Genomic DNA, 19,844 nt, shown 5'->3' with positions numbered 1-19,844 from the left:
GAAATACCTACAGGCAGATAATGGTAATAAAAATTAATCTTCTTTTATCCTCGAGCCGGATGGGCTTTTCATTTTTGGCTTGACCCAAAAACGAAACAAAAAAGTCAAGCCAATCGGATACTGCTCGCCATTCCATGGCAACATTTTGTCCCGAATCGCGTCCGATTGGCAGCTCCCGATCGAAATTATTAATTAACTAATTCGGAAACTTATCTCTTTTAAGGGATTCCAAAACTTTCGTGGAGCCGACAGGCAAAGGAGTATAATAGATATTTGAATATTCTGTGAACTAAAATACTTAAGTTTTATGGTTCTATATGTAATCACTGAGGTATTAAAAGCAATAGTAAATGAATTTAATGATAATTCTAAAGAATTACCCACTATGAATCATGCAGAGCCATTAATTATTTAGGATCAACCAAAATTACATAAGGTTTATGTATTTTATTATAAAAATAAATGTTATTGTGTAATAGATTTATTAGATTTGGTAGGCATAAATGAGTTTACAATCCACATTAAATTAGTTATCATACTAAAAGACTCATTCGGTAGCTGAGGAAAAATAAGAAGGAAGTAATTTCTAAATGAAAAATAAGAAACAAAAAATATACCTTGGAGTTGCTCTGATTGTGTTGGCTGCCTCTCAATTGCTAACTCATTTTTACAGGCCTTACATTTATGCCAACAAAATAAGTGATTTTGGTTTTGCAGATACCATTGGTAGCCTTGTATCTGTAATTGGATTTTGCTTTTTCGTATGGGGATTTAAAGATTATTCCAATAAAGAAAAGAACAAACATATCCTCCTGGCAACCATTATTTATAGTGTGGTATGGGAACCTCTTGGTTGGTTAGGAATTCATGGCACTTTCGATTGGAAGGACATTATTGCAAGCTTTATTAGTGGTGCAATAGCTCTGGCTTTGAAAGAGATTGTGGAAAGAAGTATCTCAGCTGAACCACACGAGAGGACTCGTGCGGTAGCGAAGGGTTCATGAGTTCCACCTTATTATAGTATATCAAAAAAAAGAAACAAAAAAGTCAAGCCAATCGAATGTCTTTTTATCCTCGAGCCGGATAGGCTCTTACTTTCTCCATTGATGAGAAAGTAAGCAAAGAATCTACGGCGCATCTACTCAGTGACCCAATACGGCTCAAAAGCGAATAGAAATAGATAGTCTCACTCATGCTTCGCTCGACAGCATTTCTATTTACCGCTTTCTCTGCCTATGGGGCCCCACTTACGTAGATGATGCCGATCTTTCAAAGCATTAAGTTTTGTTCTTTATTTGGATCATTCACTATCGTTCATGAGCTCTACTTTGTTGTGGTAGATCCAAAAAACGAAACAAAAAAGTCAAGCCAATCGGATATTGCTCGCCATTCCATAGCAAAGTTTTGTCTCGAATCGCGTCCGATAAATATCCCTTAGGTTTGCATAGTCATGGTTAATACAACTTTTTCTACGTCTAAGCAGCTTGACCTTCCAATGCCCATAGTGGGCACTGATGTAAAGTGAAGGTCGGTAATGATAATTCTATGGATTTATCCACTATGAATTATACAGAGCCATTATTATTTAGTATGGAATTAAATTACATAAGCATAATACATTTTAATATCTTATAAATGTTATTGTGTAATAGATTTATTAGATTTGGTAGACTTAAAATTGGATTTATGCATCTATACCCACTTGAAGCTTAGAAGGACTCAAAAGGATCGTGCGGTAACTGAGGGCACTTAATATTAACTTTTAATTGTATCTATAAACATTAACAACTATGAAACAATACTACAAATCATTCGGGTTTTTATGTCTTATTATAGGTCTTATCGCAGTATGTCTCTTATTGGTAAAAGGATCTGATTTTTACAAAATTGACAATAGGTATCTATTTTCAGCATTAGTTTTTGTATCCATTTTTCTTCCAACCATTGGAATACAGCTAATAAGAAAGAGTAAGAAATGATTTTTTACTGTTCCGGTTGTGCACAATCCTATCGCATTTATTTGTCTAATAAAAACCACACGAGAGGACTCATGTAGTAGTGACGTGGTATTAAGTTTAAAGATTTAAGATATTTAGAATAAGACTATGGCAAATCGTTGGGGAATTCCCAAAGAGGTAGAGGAGTTTGTTACAATAAGAGATAATTCATGTGTTTATTGTGGTATTGAATTTAAGCTTGATGAAAAGTCCCGCAAGAATAAACCATCATGGGAACATATTGTAAACGATATAAGAATTAATGGTAGTGATAATATTGCTCTTTGCTGTATGTCATGTAATGCAAGTAAAGGTGCAAAATTATTAGAGAATTGGCTAGAGAGTGCTTACTGCAAGAAAAAAGGGATCACCGTTGAATCTGTTGCAAATGTTGTTAAAATGGCACTTCAGAATTACAGTAGATCAGACTAGCAAGAGAATCAAAAGCGAACGAATTGATAAACAAAGAAATTTAATACATCAGATATGCAAAAATTCACATTATTGAGCCATCAATGGAAGGCGGCCACCCGATCGGCGGCAGTCTCCAAGAGTGCTGGCATCAAAGTCTTTATGGGCTTTGTCTTTTTTATTTTATTCCTTGAATTACTTGGAGGAGGCTTTTACCTGGGCTCGGCACTTGCCAAAAGCTCGGCAAACCCTATAGCTGATTTAATGCGCTATGGAGTGTATTTCTTTTTGGCCATTCTTTTGTTTCGCTACATGCTACAGAAACTGCCAACTTTAATGGTAAAGCCTTATTTGATTCTACCCATCAAGAAAAGCAAGCTGGTTAATTTCATGTTGACCAAACCTTTGTTTAACAGTCTTAACATCCTGCCGATTAGTTTTGTTTTGGCTATTACACTAGGTTTGCACAAGCAGATGGATGCTTATAGTTTTTGGGTGATTGTTGGTAGTGTAATGGTTGGCGATTTGTTTGTTAACTACCTGTCTATCTACATCAAAAGAGTGCAGATAAAGCATGAATATGTCTTTTACCTGTTCCTGGCCATTGTTGGAGCTTTGCTTTTCCTGGATCAGTTTGGCATTATCGATCTGCAGGCCTTTTCGTCGCTTGTGTTTATGCAAGTAATTGAACAGCCATTGTACTTACTGCTTGGACTGTTGCTTTTTGTTGTGGCTTATTACCTGAATTTCCAATTGTTATACAATCACTTTTCGTTGGAAGACTTTGGAAAGGGCGATACCAACCAGAGAAGCAGCTTGGAGAATCTGAACTACCTGGATCGTTTCGGAAAAATAGGAACCTTTGCCCTACTGGAACTTAAAATGTGCGTAAGAAATAAGCGCACCAGAACCATGCTATTCATGGCACCACTATTTTTGCTTTATGGATTGATCTTTTACAATGATCCTAAAAACATGGATATGAATGGCTTTCTGATTTTTATAGGCATATTTATTTCAGGTGGTTTTATGATGAGCTTTGGCTTGTACTTCTTTGCCTGGGAATCGGGACATTTTGATTTGGTGCTGACCGCCAATAATACTTATAAGGATTACATCAAAGCCAAATACTATTTGATGATGTCGACCAGTACGGTGATTTACCTTTTATCGACATTCTATGTTTATTATGGTATCGATATCCTGATTATAAACAGCATGTGCTTCTTGTTTAATATCGGTATTAATAGCCTGTTGCTTCTCTATTTTGCAACCAACAACAACCAACACATGGATCTTTCACAAGGTTCGGCATTTAATTTCCAAGGTGTAGGCGGAAGACATTTTGTTTTGATGATTCCGTTGCTGGTGATTCCAATTTTCATTTACCTGCCTTTTGGTTTGTTCGATCAGGCCAATTTAGGGTTTGCATTTATCGGCATACTTGGAGTTTTGGGTTTATTGTTCCGCGAAAAGTTACTGGATATCATTACCCAGCGTTTTATTAACAAACGATACCAAATGTCAGAAGGATTTAGAAATAAGTAAATACATAAGATCATGATACATATAGATAATTTAAGCAAAGCATATAACAGCGTAAAGGTTTTAGACATCGAGAAATTGGAGATTCCACAAGGTCAGTCGTTTGGTTTGGTTGGGAATAATGGAGCAGGAAAAACCACATTGTTCCGATTGATACTAGATTTGATTCAAGCAGACAAAGGACAGGTATTGAGTAAAAACATTGCTGTAAATGCAAACAGTCAGTGGAAAAACTATACGGGTTCGTTTCTTGACGAGGGCTTTTTAATTGACTTTTTAAAACCTGAAGAGTACTTTAAGTTTATTGCTGATATCAATGGGGTTACCAAGGAAGAATTACAGGCATTTTACAATGATTTTGCTGATTTCTTTGGTGATGAGATTCTGAATCAAAACAAGTATGTTCGCGATTTCTCGAAAGGGAATCAAAAGAAAATTGGCATTTTTGGTGCAATCATTAGTCAACCTGAAGTTTTAATTCTGGATGAACCTTTTGCCAACCTGGACCCCTCTTCTCAGATACGTCTGAAGATGTTGTTGAAGGATCTACACCAGAAAAAGAACCTGACCATGCTCATCTCCAGTCACGACTTGAATCATATTGCTGAAGTAAGTGAACGAATTGTTATTCTGGAAAAAGGTCAAGTGGTTAAGGATCTATTCACTTCTAATGATACTCTTGAAGAGTTGGAAGGATATTTCAATCCTGAAGTTGCTGTTGAGACAGAAAGTTAAGTTAAAACTTTGAATAGATATAAACATGTCTGGCATCGTTGAGATGCTTGGCATGTGCTTCTGAAATCATCAATTCTTGATTCGCATTATTAGTAAAGAAAAGATTGAAGATGACACAATCGATAGAGAAACGAATAAAAATTATTGAAGGATTCAGGCCTGCATACCAATGGAAAGGCAAAAGCCAAGAGAAAAAGGATAAAAAGCTTAGGCAGTATGCTTTTCTTGATTATGGATTCGTTATGGTATTGCTTTGCCTGGTAATATATGCAAGTTTGTTTGCCTACCTGGAGTATGATTTTGTATCTAAAAAGTGGGATAATGCAGCATTGCTGGTTCAGTTTACCATGTTGTTTGCATTTAAGGCTCCTTTTGCTTACCTGGAAGTTTTACTAAAAAAGCATGCGAAGGAAATTAAAGGTTCAAACATCAGCTTTAATGAAAAAGTAAATATGGATTTAGAATTCATGATCTCTAAATTGAATGATCGTACGAAATACATATACATTACCGGAATTCCTTTGATCGTAATCATGCTGGCCGCCTTTTTTCAAGTGTTCGACTTGAATCCAATCTGGAATAAATTTCCGGTAGCTGTATTTGGCATTAGCTTGTATCTATTAATCAGAATAAATTTTGATGTTTTTAAACTAAAAAGAAATATTAAGAAAGTGAATGGTATCATGAAATAGAAATAATACCAATTACTATTCAAACTTATACAAATACAGCATAAACTCATAAAACATGATAGAACTAGAACCTGAGTATTTAAACAAAATTGCCAATCAGTTAATTGTCATTAGTTCATTATTGAGCGGTTTTTCGATTGCAGTAATGGCGAATCTATTGGTTAGCGGTACGGAAAAAAGAATATCAAATCATATTTTAAAAGTTACGACCATTGCAGCAGCCTGCTTTTTAATCACCTTGTTTGCCATGACTAAAATTCTAATGATGACAACCAATGGCTTCCCTTTCAAAGTTGAGAATGCTGATCTTGCACTTCCAAAGATCATTGGTTTTATTGCGTTTATATTGGGAGTGATTGCTCTTTCAGTTTTAATCGCTCTTTCTGGCTGGACCAAATCAAGGAAAACTGGAATATTTACTACGATTATTGGAGTCCTAACCTTTATTGCAATATTGGTCAATTTGTAAGACGACAGTACAATTCTATCACCTATATTTATTTAAATCAAAAACATTAAAATAGTTACACCATGGCAAACGGACTGGACGACTTATTAGACGATGCTAAAAAGAAAGGCTCTGAACTTTGGAGCAATATTAAAAGTTCGAGCAAGAATAAACTAAAGGTTGGGATACAAAAACTAAACGACGCTCTGCCTGATATTGAGAAAGCAGGTTTCGTTTTAGTTCGTTTGGATGTTGACATTGCTCTTCTGCCCCGATTGTTTGCACGATTTAAGCAAGTGCATCAAATTAGCGACGAAGAGAAAGAAGCTATTCTTACCAAAACCAAAAAGAACAAGTTTCTCAATTTTATATTAATAGGTCTGTTTAAAGCCGTTGAAATAAAAGGGGAAGTAAAGATTGACAGCATGAACCTGGAGGAGATTGAATTGGAAATTGGCCTCACTCCTTCTGCAAAGATCATTTTCCGCCGAGAGGAAAGGTTAAAGTTGATGGAGTAATTTATTTGCATCACTTGCGAAGCATCCTGGAGATGCTAAGCAAGTTTACCAAAACATAAAACTTACATGAAAAAAACCGAAAAAACACTTGCTGTAATTGCCTTTACCTCTATAATACTTAGCATGAATCATGTGCCTTTTGGTGGAGCTATATCTGTATTGAGCTTTACCATTTTAGCACTTTTGTACATGTATTTAAGTTTTGCTTTATTCAACAAAATTCCTTTCTCGAGAATATTAAAGAAAGAAGCTTACCTGAATATTAGTAAATTACGAATGTTTGGAACAGTTCTTACTGGGATGTTTTTATCATTAAGCCTTATAGGAATGCTTTTCAAATTGCAATTGTATCCAATGGCAGACATAAATTTGCTTACAGGTATATTAGGACTATTAATTGCTGCCATAGTTTCTATAATTAAATATTCAATAGGCAAAGACAAATTCTACGTTGATATTTTAAAACGAATTATCCTTATTGGAGTTTTCGGACTTCTTTTCACCATCACTCCTAAAGAAAGCATTTTGGAAATCAGACACAGAAAACATCCAGAATATGTGGAAGCCGTTAAGAAAGCCTGGGCTGATCCTGATAATCAAGCTCTATGGAAAAAGGTAGAAGAGGAAAGTTTGAAGATATATAAAGAAAAATAAAGTCATCAAATCCATTCATTAATTTAAGACTATGACAGAAAAACACTATCCAGGAATACCAGATAGAATTAAAGCTGTAATCTGTGATTCTATTGTTATCATTATATTCATGTTTACTGCAAGTTATTTGTTCGCCAAATTCGAGAATGTACCTGATAATGCGAGATTGATTGCATTTGTCTTCATCTTTGGCTTATACGATCCAATTTTCACAAGCCTATTTGGTGGAACAATTGGGCACTTTATGCTTGGCATTCGAGTTAAAAAAGAAAAGAACAAGGATAAGAATATTCTATTCCCTTTCGCTTTAATCAGATTTATTGTAAAAGCAATACTTGGTTGGATATCCTTGCTTACAGTAGCAGGTAACGAAAAGAGAAAAGCCATTCATGATCATCTGGTCGGATCAGTAGTGATTTATTCCGATCCAGAAACTGATGATAACTAAAGAACACTGCACTTTTCTTTAGTTTTAGACTTTGTACATCAACAGTTTTGATCCATGAAAGCCATATTTAAATTCACCCCTAGTGGAACAATTACTAAAACTCTCCCACTGGGGTTATATATTATTCATTCGCAATTTGAAATTGTAGGAGACTCTCTCCCCTCATCTCATCCAACAATTTGGTTTCCTTTAAGAACTGTGGCCAATGTTTGGAAAGGTCTTCGCTTAGCATGTATGCCTCACACTCTTTTAGTTGGCTAATTACCGATTCTGGAATTTGTTTTTTTTCTGCCCAGCTGTAAAACTTCTGATATTCTACAACAACAGCTTGTTTCAAGTCTTCAGGCATTACTTTGGTGTTGTAGTACAGTGGTCTATCCAGCATGTTAATGTAAAGTCCATCGGGTTCAATAATTTGTTCCATTAGGCATGTACGATACAATACTGGTAAATTCTTAATGGATAAAACTGAAATGGTTGGAGCAATTACAAAACGAATGTGTTTTAAAGATCGAATTGCTTCTCTATTCTCTTGAAACTGCTGCCAATTGAAACCTTTTCGAATGTATTCCCCTAATTTTCCATGTGCATCTATGCTTGCAAGAATTTCCACCTCAGGAAAGTGTTTCCAATATTCGAGTACATCATATTCACCAAACTTTAAAACTGAAAAATTGGTATTGTATCGCAATTTTATTTGTGTGGCCTTGTTCTTTACCAACCAGTCGAGCAATTGATAATGCTCCTTGGTAACCAAAGGCTCACCTCCCGCAAAGTAAATTTCTTTGGCTTGCAGCAAAGCTTCTCCGGTTTCAGCAATAAACTTATCGAAATCAGTAATATTTTGTAGTATAGCGACTTCTCCCAGGTTTCGCTTTAATTGTTTGCCTTCTGGAAACCATGCAGAGCTGGCTCCATGCCAACAGGTACGGCAAGCAAAATTGCAGGCATTAGAAAAACGAATGTCGAAGTAAATTGGTAATTGAGGATATTCTTTTTCAAACAGATCCCCGAATTTCTCATGAGTTTCTTGTCGGATGCTCATCCCTCCTGTTGCTTCCAATCTTTGACAAACACCGCATCTGTTATCCGCTTCTCCTTTTATGAACTTCTCACGAATCGCGTTAATTTCATCTCCATTCCAGATATCGTTAAAGCTTTGCGTATTGCAATCTCCATAAGGGATATTGGCCACACAACAGGCCTTTACTTTTCCTGCATTTCCCACATGATAGTGGATCCAGGGCATTAAGCAGTATGGTGTTTGTTTCGACATTTTGCAAAGATATAAATTAGACGCTGATTATTATGATTGTTTAGGATTTGGTATGATATACGTAATTAACCTGAGTTCGATATAACAGCTTAATTTAAAGCTTTAACTTTGTGGTTAAATTAAAAAAAGAGACACATTATAAAACGCATCTCTTATATATTATTCATTGTAAATTGATAATTATCAATTGTCTTAGTCTGCCATTAAAACAGATAATGCAATACAGTAGAATTTCGATTTTTCGCTCTCGCTTCTCGACATTACTACAACAGGTTTGCTTGTTCCTTGAATTAATCCACCAAGTTCTCCACCGCCAAACAACATCAATCCTTTGTAGAATGAATTACATGCTTCCAAAGAAGGGAAAATCAAACAATCTGCTTCCCCGTTAATTGGTGTTGGGATCCCTTTAATTTCCACTGATGCTGGATCACAAGCCAGGAAAACATCCAATGGTCCGTCTACAATACAATCTTTAATCTGACCACGATCAGCCATTTTACAGATAATTGAATCATCCACTGATCCCTGGAAAGCAGGGTTTGGTTTTTCAGTAGCTGAAATCAAAGCAACCTTAGGTTTTTCAATTCCGAACTTCTTCGCCATCTTAACCGAATAGTTCACCATGGCAACCTTCTGATTCAAATCAGGATAAGGCAAAACTGCAGTATCTGATACAAATAGAAGCTTGTCATACTTTGGTAAATCAAGAGCACAAACATAGCTCATTACTGCCTTTGGAGGCAACAAGCCCTTTTCTTTGTTTAAAACTGCTTTAAGGAATTTATCTGTTCCTACCAAACCTTTCATTACAACATCCGCCTCATCTTCTCGAGCCATACGTACAGCCTCTGTTGTGGCCTCAACATCGTTAGGAATGTGAACAATGGTAAAAATTTCAGGATTGATTCCTTCCGCTTCAGCCTTTGAACGAATTTCCTTCTCATCACCAATCATTACAGCTTCTACAAAACCTTCGTTAATGGCTTTTGCAATAGCTCCAATTGTATTAGGATCTTGGGCATAAGCAACAGCAATCTTTTTCTTTTTTCCGCTTTCGCGAAGATGATCGACCATTTGGTCAAGGGAACGAATTGGGGACATATATTTTTTAGTTTAAATATTTAGAGACGCACGCCCGTGCGTCTCTAAATGAAATATATTATTTTGAAGCAACTAAAGCTGCTAAAGCAATCGAATATAATTTTGTAAGAACACTATCACCACGAGATGAAAGAATAGCTGGACATTTTGCGCCAACTACAAATGCACCAAGTTCAGCTTTAGCCAATTTGGTATTTGTTTTGTAGAAAACATTACCCGATTCGATATTTGGGAATACCAAACAGTCAGCATCACCAGCAACTTTTGATTCAAGTTTCTTAATCTCCACTGATTCCTTATCGATAGCAACATCAATTGCCAAAGGTCCATCAACGTAAGCATTTTTAATCTGACCACGATCAGCCATTTTTGAGATAATAGTTGCATCAACACAAGCTTCCATTTTTGGTAAAACTTGCTCTGAGGCAGCAACCAATGCAACTTTTGGAGTATCGATACCTAAAGCTCTTGCTACATTGATAACGTAGTTTGTTAATGCAACTTTTTGGTTTAGATCTGGCTGAGGAATAACAGCAACATCACTACATACCAATAGCTTGTGGTAGTTTGGATTCTCCATTACTGTAACGTGACTCAAAACAGCTTTTGGAGGCATTAACCCAGTTTCTTTGTTCAAGATTGCTTTCATGTACTTATCAGTACTTACCAATCCTTTCATAATCATATCGCCTTCGCCATTGCGAATCAACTCAACTGCTTTTTGAGCAGCTTTTATTTCAACTGGCTCATGTACTACAGTGAATTTAGTAACATCAATATTGTGCTCTGCACAAGTCTTCTTGATGGTTTCCTCATCACCTACCAATGTAGCATCAACAATCCCTTTTTCTACAGCATTGTTAACAGCTTCAATGGTATGTGCATCGTTAGCATAAGCAGCTACCAAACGCTTTTTCTCGTTACTTTTCAGAACGTCAATGATTTGCTCCAAACGTGTAATCATCTTCTTTATGTGTTTTAGTGTTGTTTTTAGGAATTAATTCCCGCTTGATTTAGTTGTAAGGCAAAAATATGAAATAATTACGAATCACATCTAATACTACAAATAAAACTTACGATTAATTACAAATATTAGAATTATTCTAACAATGTGACATTTTAATAACAGAAATCAGTAAACAATGAACAGTAAGCAGTGATCAATTAAAAAAGTTCAAAATAAGTGCAACTGATAACTGATTAGTCTTTCTTAAGCGGAATAGAAAAATAGAAGGATGTACCTTTTCCTTTAACACTGCTTACTCGAATTTGTCCGCCGTTCAATTCAACGAACTCTTTACTCAACATCAGACCAAAACCAGTTCCTGTTTCGTTTGCAGTTCCTTCACTGGTAACCACGGTATCAATTTTAAACAGGTTTTTAACTTGCGTTTCTGTCATTCCGACACCTTCATCCTTCACCTGAACGATGGCAAAATTTTCTTTCTTAATCGCTCTAAGTAAAATGGTTTGGTTTGCGTGAGAGAACTTAATTGCATTCGACATTAGGTTTCTGATAACAGTATCAACCATTGACTTGTCAGCATTTACTTGCAAGCTGGTAAAATCTCCCTCTACATGAATATCCTTTAGCGAAGCCTGACTCTTATGAAGCTCGATGTTTGTTCGTAATACCTCAGCCAAATCGAACTCTATTCTATTGAGTTTGAAATTTCCTTTCTGAACATTTGCCCATTCCAATAAACTTTCCAAAAGTTTAAAGGTATCATCGGAACTTTTGTATATCATCTCGGTAAGCTCCTTTTTCTCCTCTTCCGATAACATATCTGTATCGCGTATCAGCATTCTGGAAAATCCACGAATGGCATTAAATGGATTTCTTAAATCATGGGCTATAATTGACAAGAACCTGTCTTTTGCCTTATTAGCCAATAATAAATTCTCATTGGCATTTTGAAGCTGAACAGTACGTTCGGAAACAATTTTCTCCAACTCTATCATATGTTGCTGCGCTCTTCGCTTACTGTATTGACTTGATAAATATACAACCAATAGAATTAGTATCAACTCGGAGAAAAGAGTGTACCAACGTAAGTACCAAACCTGATTGACACGCAAAGGAATAATCCTACTCTCACTCCAGGAATAGTTTCCTTCATGCTTACAACGAATACTAATTTCATAATTACCAGGTTCTAAATCTGACACAATTACCTGATTCTTATCGGAGAGAGGTTTCCAATCCTTTATTTTAATATCTTCCCTCATCACACAATATTGAAACTGATTTTGTTTTTGAGGATAGATAATGGCTGTTACATCCAATAGTAACATTGAGCCTGCAGTTACTTCAAGAGAACTATTCGGCTGAATAAACCAAGATTCTTCTTTAGCAATATGTACAATTGGTTTTGGCGTATTGGGAATAGTATCAGTAATATTTGCAAAAGCCAAACCGTTTGATGTTCCAACCCAAAGAAAACCCTTATCGTCGATTAACAGATTACCAACGGTAAAAGTTTTTGATGGCAATCCTTGATCTGGAGTAAATAACGAGAATTCATCTTTATGTTTTCGAAGTATTCCATGGCTGGTAGTAAGCCACAAGGCATTAAATTGATCAACCACAACAGCATTTATTTCTCTATTGCTGTAATCACCAAGATTAACTTGTTTAATATTAGACTCAAAATATTTAAATAATCCTGTAGAACTGCCAATGTATAAGGTATCATTTACCCACCACATATCACGTATCCAAAAATCTATGTTATCAATAACGGGAATATCAATACTAATATTTTCAAACATATCTTTATTCCGGTTGTATTGGTACAAATATGAATCTTTATTTTCTCCTCCAACGAACAATGTATGATTTTGATCCATTGATACATCCTGTACGATTCTTCTTTCGTTAAAATCTTTGAAATAGCTTTTAATTGTACCTTCAGTCAAATTTACTTGAAACAACTCCTTATCTGCTACAACCCAAACAATATCGGCATTTTCAAATTCTATTTCCGATATACTTTGGGTACTAATTTGTATGGTTTTCAGCAATTCATTTCTTAGATACAATAAGAGTTGTCCTTGTTCGGTTCCTATTAAAGTATATTCCTCAAATTGCTGAAATACATTCAAAGATCCTTCAAAATCTATATCCAGCACATTAATCTGTTGTTTATCAGAAATTTCAAACAACTGGTTTCTACCAGCACAAATTATTTTGCCATCAGGTGATTTTCTTATGCTAGCCACATATTCTGAGTTGGCAGTCAAAAACTGAGAAGTAAAGAACTTCTTCTCCATAACAATTACCCCTGAATTTGTTGACACCCACAACTTACCAAAATCATCTTTATGCAAGTCATTTACAGTGAAATATGGAAATCCTCCAACCGGATAAAACTTGTGTTCATCATTCAATTCAATTTCAACCAATCCCTGAAACCACGTTCCTGCAATTACTTTACTTTCATTAACCTGTTCAAAACAAGAAGCAATTATATCCTTCGATATGGTTTCTGTGTGAACTACCCTTCCGGTAAAATCAAAAACGATTTTTATAATTCCTAATGAAGTGCCCAATAAAAATTCATTGGAGTCAATCTTAAAGGAAGAATGAACCAAATAACCAGGTTGATATGCTGATTGATCAAATGAATTGCTTTTCTGGTTAAAATTGTAAAACCATCCTTTTTGAGAAACTACGATAAGATTGCCATTATCACACTCCAAAAACTGAAAAGACCTTGCATAAGAGCTCGTTAAATTTTTTTCATCCATTTGATACTTCTCAACCGTACCATTGTTTAATCGATACAAATGATTGTAATCCGAAATCCATACCTGTTGCTTCTTGTCTTCAAAAACATGCTTAGGATATTTTGGAGATACAGGATCCAAGTTACATTCAAGTACCAATTCCAAATCGTTGGATGCAAAAGAAGGTGTAATCTTGTAAATTGCATCATCAGATAAAGCCAATAAGTTGCCACTTTGCAACCTAAATAACTCTTTAAAATAATGTGATTTACCTTCTGGTACTTTGTATAAATGGAAATTATCATTGATTAAAGAATATACGCCAGCATCTGTAGCAAAGTAATAGATCCCAAGTGAATCATGAACTGTATGTTTAACAAGTTCTTCATTTAATTTGTTCTGCTTATTGTATTCGTGGAATCGAAAATTGGTTCTCTGAGCATAAACCTCACAAAACACAATCATCAGTAATGCTGTAATAGAAATTTTACAATAAGGTAGCAGCTTGGCCATATAGTCATTTTTAAGGAATCCTCACTGATTCAGCGAGCTGTCATTGCTCTAAACGATAATTCTTTTAATTTGTTACAACAAAATACGTCAAAATCGACTATCCATCAAATTAAATACAAACTTCATATGTATATTATTGTCTTTAATCACGAAGCGTATATTTCAAAATATTCTATTGAATTCTAAATAGGATTGATAGTATATGATTTAATATAAGAAGTTGCTCTATGCAAAACAATTATTAAACTTTTGATGAGTAAGCATAAAAAAAGCCTGGCTATTCACCAGACTTTTAAAATTTTATCTTAAGGATATATTATTTTAATCCATTCAAGATTCTCTGAGTATCGGAAGCAATTACCAACTCTTCGTTAGTAGTTACAACCATTGCTGTTACTTTCGATCCTTCTTTAGAAATTATAGCATCCTTACCTCTTAAGCCTTTGTTTGTTTCAGCATCGAATTCAAGTCCTAGGTATCCAAAATCTTTAATGATTTTCTCACGAGATACTGAATCGTTTTCTCCAATACCACCAGTGAAAAGAACCAAATCAACACCTCCCATAGAAGCTGAGTATGATCCTACGAATCTCTTCACACGATATGCAAACATATCCAATGCCAATTGAGCTCTTTCATTTCCACCTTCAGCAGCAATTTCAAGGTCTCTCATATCTGATGAAATTCCAGAAACACCAGCCAAACCAGACTGTTTGTTAATTAACTTATTCGTTTCTTCGATAGAAAGATTTTTCTTCTCTGCGATATAAAGTAGTGCACCCAAATCAAGGTTACCTGTACGAGTACCCATCAATAGACCTTCATTTGGAGTAAATCCCATTGAAGTTTCAACTGATTTACCACCATCAATTGCACATACAGAAGCACCGTTACCTAAGTGACAACTAACAATCTTCTTGTCTTCAATATTCCATCCTAAGATATCACAAGCTTTGCTTGCAACATACTTGTGACTTGTCCCGTGGAAACCATACTTACGAACTCTGTACTTGTCGTAGCATTCGTATGGCAATCCATACATAAATGCTTCAGCAGGAAGAGTTTGATGGAATGATGTATCGAATACTGCAACCTGTGGCAAACCTGGAAGTAATTTTTCCATTGAAAGAATTCCTTCAAGGTTAGCTGGGTTGTGAAGTGGAGCCAATTCACAACAAGCTGCTATGTTTTCTTTAGCTTTTTCGTCAATTAATGCACTGTCTTTAAAGAACTCACCACCATGAGCAACACGGTGACCCGCAGCGTTAATTTCTTTCAAATCAGAAATTACACCATGCTCTGGACTTACCAACGCCTTCAACACCAAATCAATACCTACACTGTGATTTGGAATATCCTGTACCAACTCAAATTTGTCTTTTCCTTCTGGCTTGTGAGTTAATACTCCTTCTTTTAGACCAATTCTTTCAACTAGACCTTTAGCTAACAAAGTAGCCTCATCACCCATGTGAAGCAATTGATATTTCAAAGAAGAACTACCGCAATTAAAAACTAAAACGTTCATTAGATTTTTTTGTTTATTTGTTAAGTTTGGATTTTACTACTTAATATTCATTTACATTCCTGCTGCCTGGTTTGCAGTAATCGCAACAAGATTTACGATATCGCTTACCGAACAACCTCTTGATAGGTCATTAATTGGAGCTGCCATACCTTGAAGAACAGGACCAACTGCTTCAGCACCTGCTAAACGTTGTACCAATTTGTATCCGATGTTTCCTACTTCCAAAGTTGGGAATACCAATACATTTGCTTTACCTGCAACTTTACTACCTGGAGCTTTTTTGACACCGATAGCTTCAACAATTGCAGCATCAGCTTGCATTTCACCATCAATTTGGAATTCCGGAGCCATTTCCTTAGCCAATCGAGTTGCTTCTGCAACTTTATCAACCATTTCGTGTTTTGCTGATCCCATAGTTGAGAAGCTCAACATTGCAACACGAGGTTCCATTTCAGCAATTGCTTTTGTAGTTTTAGCTGTTGCAACTGCAATCTCAGCCAATTCGCTAGCTGTTGGGTTTGGATGAACCGCACAGTCAGCAAATACCATCATACCATCATCTCCATAGTTTTTGTCTTTCAAAATCATAATGAAAGCACCAGAAACAACCGAAATACCTGGCATAGTTTTCACAATCTGGAATGCTGGACGCAATACATCACCTGTTGCATTTAATGCACCTGCAACTTCTCCATCAGCATCACCAGCCTTTATCATTAAAGTAGCCAAATAAAGAGGATCTTGAACCAATTCCATAGCTTGTTCCATGGTCATCCCCTTTTTCTTTCTTAATTCAACCAAAATTTCAGCATAAGCTTCCATTTTGTCATGACTTTTAGGATCAACGATAATTGCCTTATCGATGTTTTTCAATCCCAAACGATCAGCTTCTCCTTTGATTTCTTCAGGAGCACCAATCAAAATAATTTGTGCGATACCTTCCTCCAATAAGATATCTGTTGCTTGCAAAGTTCTCTCCTCTGTTCCTTCCGGAAGAACAATTCTCTTGTTGTGTAGTTTGGCGTTTTCTTTAATCTTTTGCAATAAGTCCATTGTAGATCAATATATTAATCAGTTTTGTAATCTCGACATTGCAAATTTAGGAATAAAAAGTAAACTGTAGATTTCTAAATTCATAATTTTTGTCAGTTTTGGCTTCATTTTTTTAATAAATAATCATTCTTGATAAGACGCGGTTCAAAAATAAAAATGTAACTTCAATTTTTGAGAATCACACAGGCACTAGAATTGCTTAAAACTGGCTTATTTACTATGAACACCGATAATTATTCGAATCGATTTATCCAATTACAAAAACAAATTTCAGGAGAAGTTTTTACCGATAATACAACACGTATTTTATATGCTACAGATGCATCTGCATATAAAGTAATGCCTTTGGCAGTTGTTTATCCGAAAAATGAACAGGATATCAAAACATTGGTTCAATTTGCCAATCAGGAATCATTATCATTAATCCCCAGAGCAGCCGGAACATCCCTGGCCGGGCAAGTTGTTGGGAATGGAATTGTGGTAGATATATCAAAACATCTTACGAAAATATTAGAGCTAAATACCGAAGAAAAGTGGGTAAAAGTTCAACCAGGGGTCATTTTGGATGAACTGAATCTGTATTTAAAAGATTACAATTTGTTTTTTGGTCCGGAAACTTCTACCTCGGGGCGATGCATGATGGGCGGTATGCTTGGAAACAACTCTTGCGGCTCCCACTCTATTATATATGGAAGTACTAGAGACCATACTCTGGAGGTAAGTGCCATATTAAGTGATGGAAGCAAAGCTGTATTTGGAGATCTAAACAAAAATGAATTTGAGCAAAAGTGTGCAGGCTCCAATTTAGAGTCGAAACTATATAATAATATACACTCCATCCTTTCCAATCAGGAAAATCAGAAAGGTATTCGACAAGAATATCCCGATATAAATATTAAAAGGCGTAACACTGGTTATGCAATTGACCTTTTGCTTGAGTCTAATTTGTATACAAAGGGTGGTGACCAATTTAATTTTAGTAAACTGCTGGCTGGTTCTGAAGGAACTTTGGCTTTTACGACTGAAATAAAGTTGAACCTCGTTCCAGCTCCTCCAAAAGAAAAAGCTTTAATATGTGCCCACTTCGAAAGTCTTGAAGAAGCGATTCAAGGTAATCTTATTGCCCTAAAATACAAACCTGGTGCGGTAGAACTTATGGATGATCAAATCCTTAAACTTACAGAAGGAAACATTCTACAGGCAAAAAACAGGTTTTTCCTAAAAGGAAATCCCGGAGCTTTATTGATTATAGAATTCGCACGAGAAACAACAGCTGAAATCGAAAAGATTGCCAATAAAATGGAAGATGAATTCAAATCCAGCTCGTTAGGATATCATTTTCCCATGGTTACAGGAGTCGAAAACATTTCAAGAGTTTGGGATTTGCGAAAATCTGCATTGGGAGTACTTTCCAATATGCCAGGTGATGCCAAACCGGTTTCCTTGATTGAGGACACATCGGTAATGCCAGAGGTTTTGTATGATTACATTGCAGAATTTAAGGAGTTAATGAAAAAACACGATATCAATTGTGTATTTCATGCTCATATTGGTAGTGGAGAAATTCACTTGCGACCGGTATTAAACCTAAAAGATCAAGGCCATCAGGAAAAGTTCCATGCCATTGGCCTGGATTCTGCCAAACTTGTGAAGAAATACAAAGGATCCTTAAGTGGAGAACATGGCGATGGACGTTTACGAGGAGAGTTTATTCCCGTAATGATTGGTGAAAAGAATTATAAACTCCTTCGAGATATCAAAAATACCTGGGACCCTAATCATATTTTCAATCCTGGAAAGATTGTAGATACGCCAAAAATGAATACGCATTTGCGTTATGAACCCAATCAGGAAACCAAAGAAATAAACACCTATTTTGATTTCTCGTCTGATATGGGAATTGTTCGTGCAACAGAGCGCTGTAATGGTTCTGGAGATTGCAGAAACACTCATTTAACGGGGAAAACTTTATGTCCAAGTTACCAGGCCAGTTTAGATGAAAAGCTAAGCACCCGAGCCAGGGCAAACCTTTTTAGAGAATTCATTAGCAATTCTGAACAGAAGAATCCATTCGATCATAAAGAATTGTACGACATTTTAGATTTGTGTCTTTCGTGCAAAGCTTGTAAATCGGAATGTCCTTCGAATGTTGACATGGCCAAACTGAAAGCCGAATTTTTGCAACAATATTACGATTCGAATCCTGTTCCCTTAAGAAGCAAACTCATTGCAAATATCAGCAGGATAAACAAATTGGGTAGCTATGCTCCTTCTCTTTTCAATTTTGTGAATCAGCATCCAATAATCGGAAAGTTGGTAAAACGAAATTTGGGATTTGCAGAAGAGAGAAGCATCCCGAAGCTGCATCATACAACACTCAAAAAATGGCATTCCAATAATGGCAATATTGAATCAAAAAGAAAGGTTTATCTGTTTGCCGATGAATTTACCGATTACAATGATACACCCATTGGAATCAAAACCATTGAGTTACTTCAAAAACTTGGATATGATATAATTATACCTAAACATGCAGAAAGTGGGAGAACTTATCTTTCTAAAGGATTGGTAAAAAAAGCCAAATTCCTTGCCATTAAAAATGTAAACCTCTTGCAAGATATCATTAGCGAAGAAAATCCTCTAATTGGGATAGAACCATCAGCGATTCTTACATTCAGAGATGAATATATCGATTTGGTTCCTGAAAATATGCGTGAATCAGCCAAGCAATTGGCAAGCAATGTTTTCATGATTGAAGAATTTCTGCACAATGAAATGCAGAAAGGAAACATTAGTCCAAATCAATTTACCACAGAAGCAAAAGAGATAAAATTTCATGCTCATTGTTATCAAAAATCATTGGCTTCTTCACTTCCAATTAAAGAGATTTTGAGTTTTCCTGTAAACTACACAGCAGTGGAAATCAAATCAGGTTGCTGTGGTATGGCTGGCTCTTTTGGTTATGAAAAAGAGCATTACGATTTGAGCAAAAAGGTAGGCGAGTTAATTCTATTACCAGAAGTTCGAAAAACACCACAATCTGTTTTGATTGCAGCTTCAGGTACTTCCTGTCGTCATCAGATTAAAGATGAGACTGAACGTGAAGCACAGCATCCGGTTGAGATTTTGTGGGAGGCTTTAAAAAAATAAGTACTTATTTACCTGTTACGATTTAACAACAAGAAATAATCTGTTT

General features: G+C 35.8%; 16 protein-coding genes. 10 read left to right on the top strand and 6 right to left on the bottom strand.

All coding sequences use genetic code 11. The features are described from left to right. Positions 1-590: 590 nt before the first annotated feature. From M0051_RS17670 to M0051_RS17630, 9 genes are all read left to right on the top strand, one after another. Entirely contained in the window at positions 591-1,004 is a 414-nt protein-coding gene (locus M0051_RS17670) for a hypothetical protein (protein ID WP_306742876.1), read from the top strand. A gap of 1,101 nt (positions 1,005-2,105) precedes the next feature. After that, on the top strand, positions 2,106-2,429 hold the full coding sequence (locus M0051_RS17665) for a hypothetical protein (protein WP_306742875.1): 324 nt from the start codon (positions 2,106-2,108) through the stop codon (positions 2,427-2,429). 54 nt (positions 2,430-2,483) lie between these two features. Then, positions 2,484-3,956, top strand: coding sequence for a DUF5687 family protein (locus M0051_RS17660; protein ID WP_306742874.1), 1,473 nt, complete (start codon positions 2,484-2,486; stop codon positions 3,954-3,956). A 12-nt stretch (positions 3,957-3,968) separates the two neighbouring features. Beyond that, positions 3,969-4,688, top strand: coding sequence for an ABC transporter ATP-binding protein (locus M0051_RS17655; RefSeq protein ID WP_306742873.1), 720 nt, complete (start codon positions 3,969-3,971; stop codon positions 4,686-4,688). Positions 4,689-4,798: 110 nt separating this feature from the next. Further along, positions 4,799-5,380 carry a hypothetical protein gene (locus M0051_RS17650; protein ID WP_306742871.1) on the top strand — a complete coding sequence of 194 codons (582 nt, stop codon included), beginning with the start codon at positions 4,799-4,801 and terminating at the stop codon, positions 5,378-5,380. Positions 5,381-5,435: 55 nt separating this feature from the next. Next, complete coding sequence (locus M0051_RS17645; RefSeq protein WP_306742869.1) at positions 5,436-5,849, top strand: hypothetical protein; 414 nt, start codon at positions 5,436-5,438, stop codon at positions 5,847-5,849. A 62-nt stretch (positions 5,850-5,911) separates the two neighbouring features. Further along, positions 5,912-6,346, top strand: coding sequence for a hypothetical protein (locus M0051_RS17640; protein WP_306742868.1), 435 nt, complete (start codon positions 5,912-5,914; stop codon positions 6,344-6,346). A 66-nt stretch (positions 6,347-6,412) separates the two neighbouring features. After that, positions 6,413-7,000, top strand: a complete 588-nt coding sequence (locus M0051_RS17635; RefSeq protein WP_306742867.1) for a hypothetical protein — start codon at positions 6,413-6,415, stop codon at positions 6,998-7,000. A 31-nt stretch (positions 7,001-7,031) separates the two neighbouring features. Then, positions 7,032-7,448 carry an RDD family protein gene (locus tag M0051_RS17630; RefSeq protein ID WP_282015976.1) on the top strand — a complete coding sequence of 139 codons (417 nt, stop codon included), beginning with the start codon at positions 7,032-7,034 and terminating at the stop codon, positions 7,446-7,448. 121 nt (positions 7,449-7,569) lie between these two features. Here the strand turns inward: M0051_RS17630 and M0051_RS17625 are convergent, their stop codons facing one another. From M0051_RS17625 to pta, 6 genes are all read right to left on the bottom strand, one after another. Further along, positions 7,570-8,724: a twitch domain-containing radical SAM protein gene (locus M0051_RS17625; RefSeq protein WP_306742865.1), complete on the bottom strand. Its 1,155-nt coding sequence runs from the start codon at positions 8,722-8,724 to the stop codon at positions 7,570-7,572. Positions 8,725-8,916: 192 nt separating this feature from the next. Continuing rightward, positions 8,917-9,828 (bottom strand): phosphate acyltransferase, encoded by a 912-nt coding sequence (locus tag M0051_RS17620; RefSeq protein ID WP_306742864.1) that lies wholly within the window; start codon positions 9,826-9,828, stop codon positions 8,917-8,919. Positions 9,829-9,886: 58 nt separating this feature from the next. Further along, positions 9,887-10,792, bottom strand: coding sequence for a bifunctional enoyl-CoA hydratase/phosphate acetyltransferase (locus M0051_RS17615; protein ID WP_110360079.1), 906 nt, complete (start codon positions 10,790-10,792; stop codon positions 9,887-9,889). Between the two features lie 236 nt (positions 10,793-11,028). After that, entirely contained in the window at positions 11,029-14,070 is a 3,042-nt protein-coding gene (locus M0051_RS17610) for a HAMP domain-containing sensor histidine kinase (RefSeq protein ID WP_306742862.1), read from the bottom strand. A gap of 316 nt (positions 14,071-14,386) precedes the next feature. Beyond that, positions 14,387-15,595: an acetate/propionate family kinase gene (locus M0051_RS17605; RefSeq protein WP_306742861.1), complete on the bottom strand. Its 1,209-nt coding sequence runs from the start codon at positions 15,593-15,595 to the stop codon at positions 14,387-14,389. A gap of 51 nt (positions 15,596-15,646) precedes the next feature. Then, complete coding sequence (pta, locus tag M0051_RS17600) at positions 15,647-16,648, bottom strand: phosphate acetyltransferase (protein ID WP_306742860.1); 1,002 nt, start codon at positions 16,646-16,648, stop codon at positions 15,647-15,649. Positions 16,649-16,867: 219 nt separating this feature from the next. Here pta and M0051_RS17595 point away from each other — a divergent pair, with 219 nt between their 5' ends. Beyond that, complete coding sequence (locus M0051_RS17595) at positions 16,868-19,798, top strand: FAD-binding and (Fe-S)-binding domain-containing protein (protein ID WP_306742859.1); 2,931 nt, start codon at positions 16,868-16,870, stop codon at positions 19,796-19,798. The last annotated feature ends 46 nt before the right edge of the window (positions 19,799-19,844 follow it).

Origin of the sequence: Marinifilum sp. D714, from assembly GCF_030851345.1 — a bacterium.
In the GTDB taxonomy this organism is placed as follows: Bacteria; Bacteroidota; Bacteroidia; order Bacteroidales; family Marinifilaceae; genus Marinifilum.
Note: the sequence above shows the minus strand (reverse complement) of the source record. Positions and strands in the feature narration are given on the sequence as shown.

Bases quoted from the DNA above. Each gene is read 5' to 3' on its own strand.
- M0051_RS17625 (WP_306742865.1), bottom strand. From the start codon at position 8,724: ATGTCGAAACAAACACCATACTGCTTAATGCCCTGGATCCACTATCAT.
- M0051_RS17630 (WP_282015976.1), top strand. From the start codon at position 7,032: ATGACAGAAAAACACTATCCAGGAATACCAGATAGAATTAAAGCTGTA.
- M0051_RS17610 (WP_306742862.1), bottom strand. From the start codon at position 14,070: ATGGCCAAGCTGCTACCTTATTGTAAAATTTCTATTACAGCATTACTG.
- M0051_RS17595 (WP_306742859.1), top strand. From the start codon at position 16,868: ATGAACACCGATAATTATTCGAATCGATTTATCCAATTACAAAAACAA.
- M0051_RS17640 (WP_306742868.1), top strand. From the start codon at position 5,912: ATGGCAAACGGACTGGACGACTTATTAGACGATGCTAAAAAGAAAGGC.
- M0051_RS17605 (WP_306742861.1), bottom strand. From the start codon at position 15,595: ATGAACGTTTTAGTTTTTAATTGCGGTAGTTCTTCTTTGAAATATCAA.
- M0051_RS17650 (WP_306742871.1), top strand. From the start codon at position 4,799: ATGACACAATCGATAGAGAAACGAATAAAAATTATTGAAGGATTCAGG.
- M0051_RS17620 (WP_306742864.1), bottom strand. From the start codon at position 9,828: ATGTCCCCAATTCGTTCCCTTGACCAAATGGTCGATCATCTTCGCGAA.
- M0051_RS17645 (WP_306742869.1), top strand. From the start codon at position 5,436: ATGATAGAACTAGAACCTGAGTATTTAAACAAAATTGCCAATCAGTTA.
- M0051_RS17655 (WP_306742873.1), top strand. From the start codon at position 3,969: ATGATACATATAGATAATTTAAGCAAAGCATATAACAGCGTAAAGGTT.
- M0051_RS17665 (WP_306742875.1), top strand. From the start codon at position 2,106: ATGGCAAATCGTTGGGGAATTCCCAAAGAGGTAGAGGAGTTTGTTACA.
- M0051_RS17660 (WP_306742874.1), top strand. From the start codon at position 2,484: ATGCAAAAATTCACATTATTGAGCCATCAATGGAAGGCGGCCACCCGA.
- M0051_RS17615 (WP_110360079.1), bottom strand. From the start codon at position 10,792: ATGATTACACGTTTGGAGCAAATCATTGACGTTCTGAAAAGTAACGAG.
- M0051_RS17670 (WP_306742876.1), top strand. From the start codon at position 591: ATGAAAAATAAGAAACAAAAAATATACCTTGGAGTTGCTCTGATTGTG.
- pta (WP_306742860.1), bottom strand. From the start codon at position 16,648: ATGGACTTATTGCAAAAGATTAAAGAAAACGCCAAACTACACAACAAG.
- M0051_RS17635 (WP_306742867.1), top strand. From the start codon at position 6,413: ATGAAAAAAACCGAAAAAACACTTGCTGTAATTGCCTTTACCTCTATA.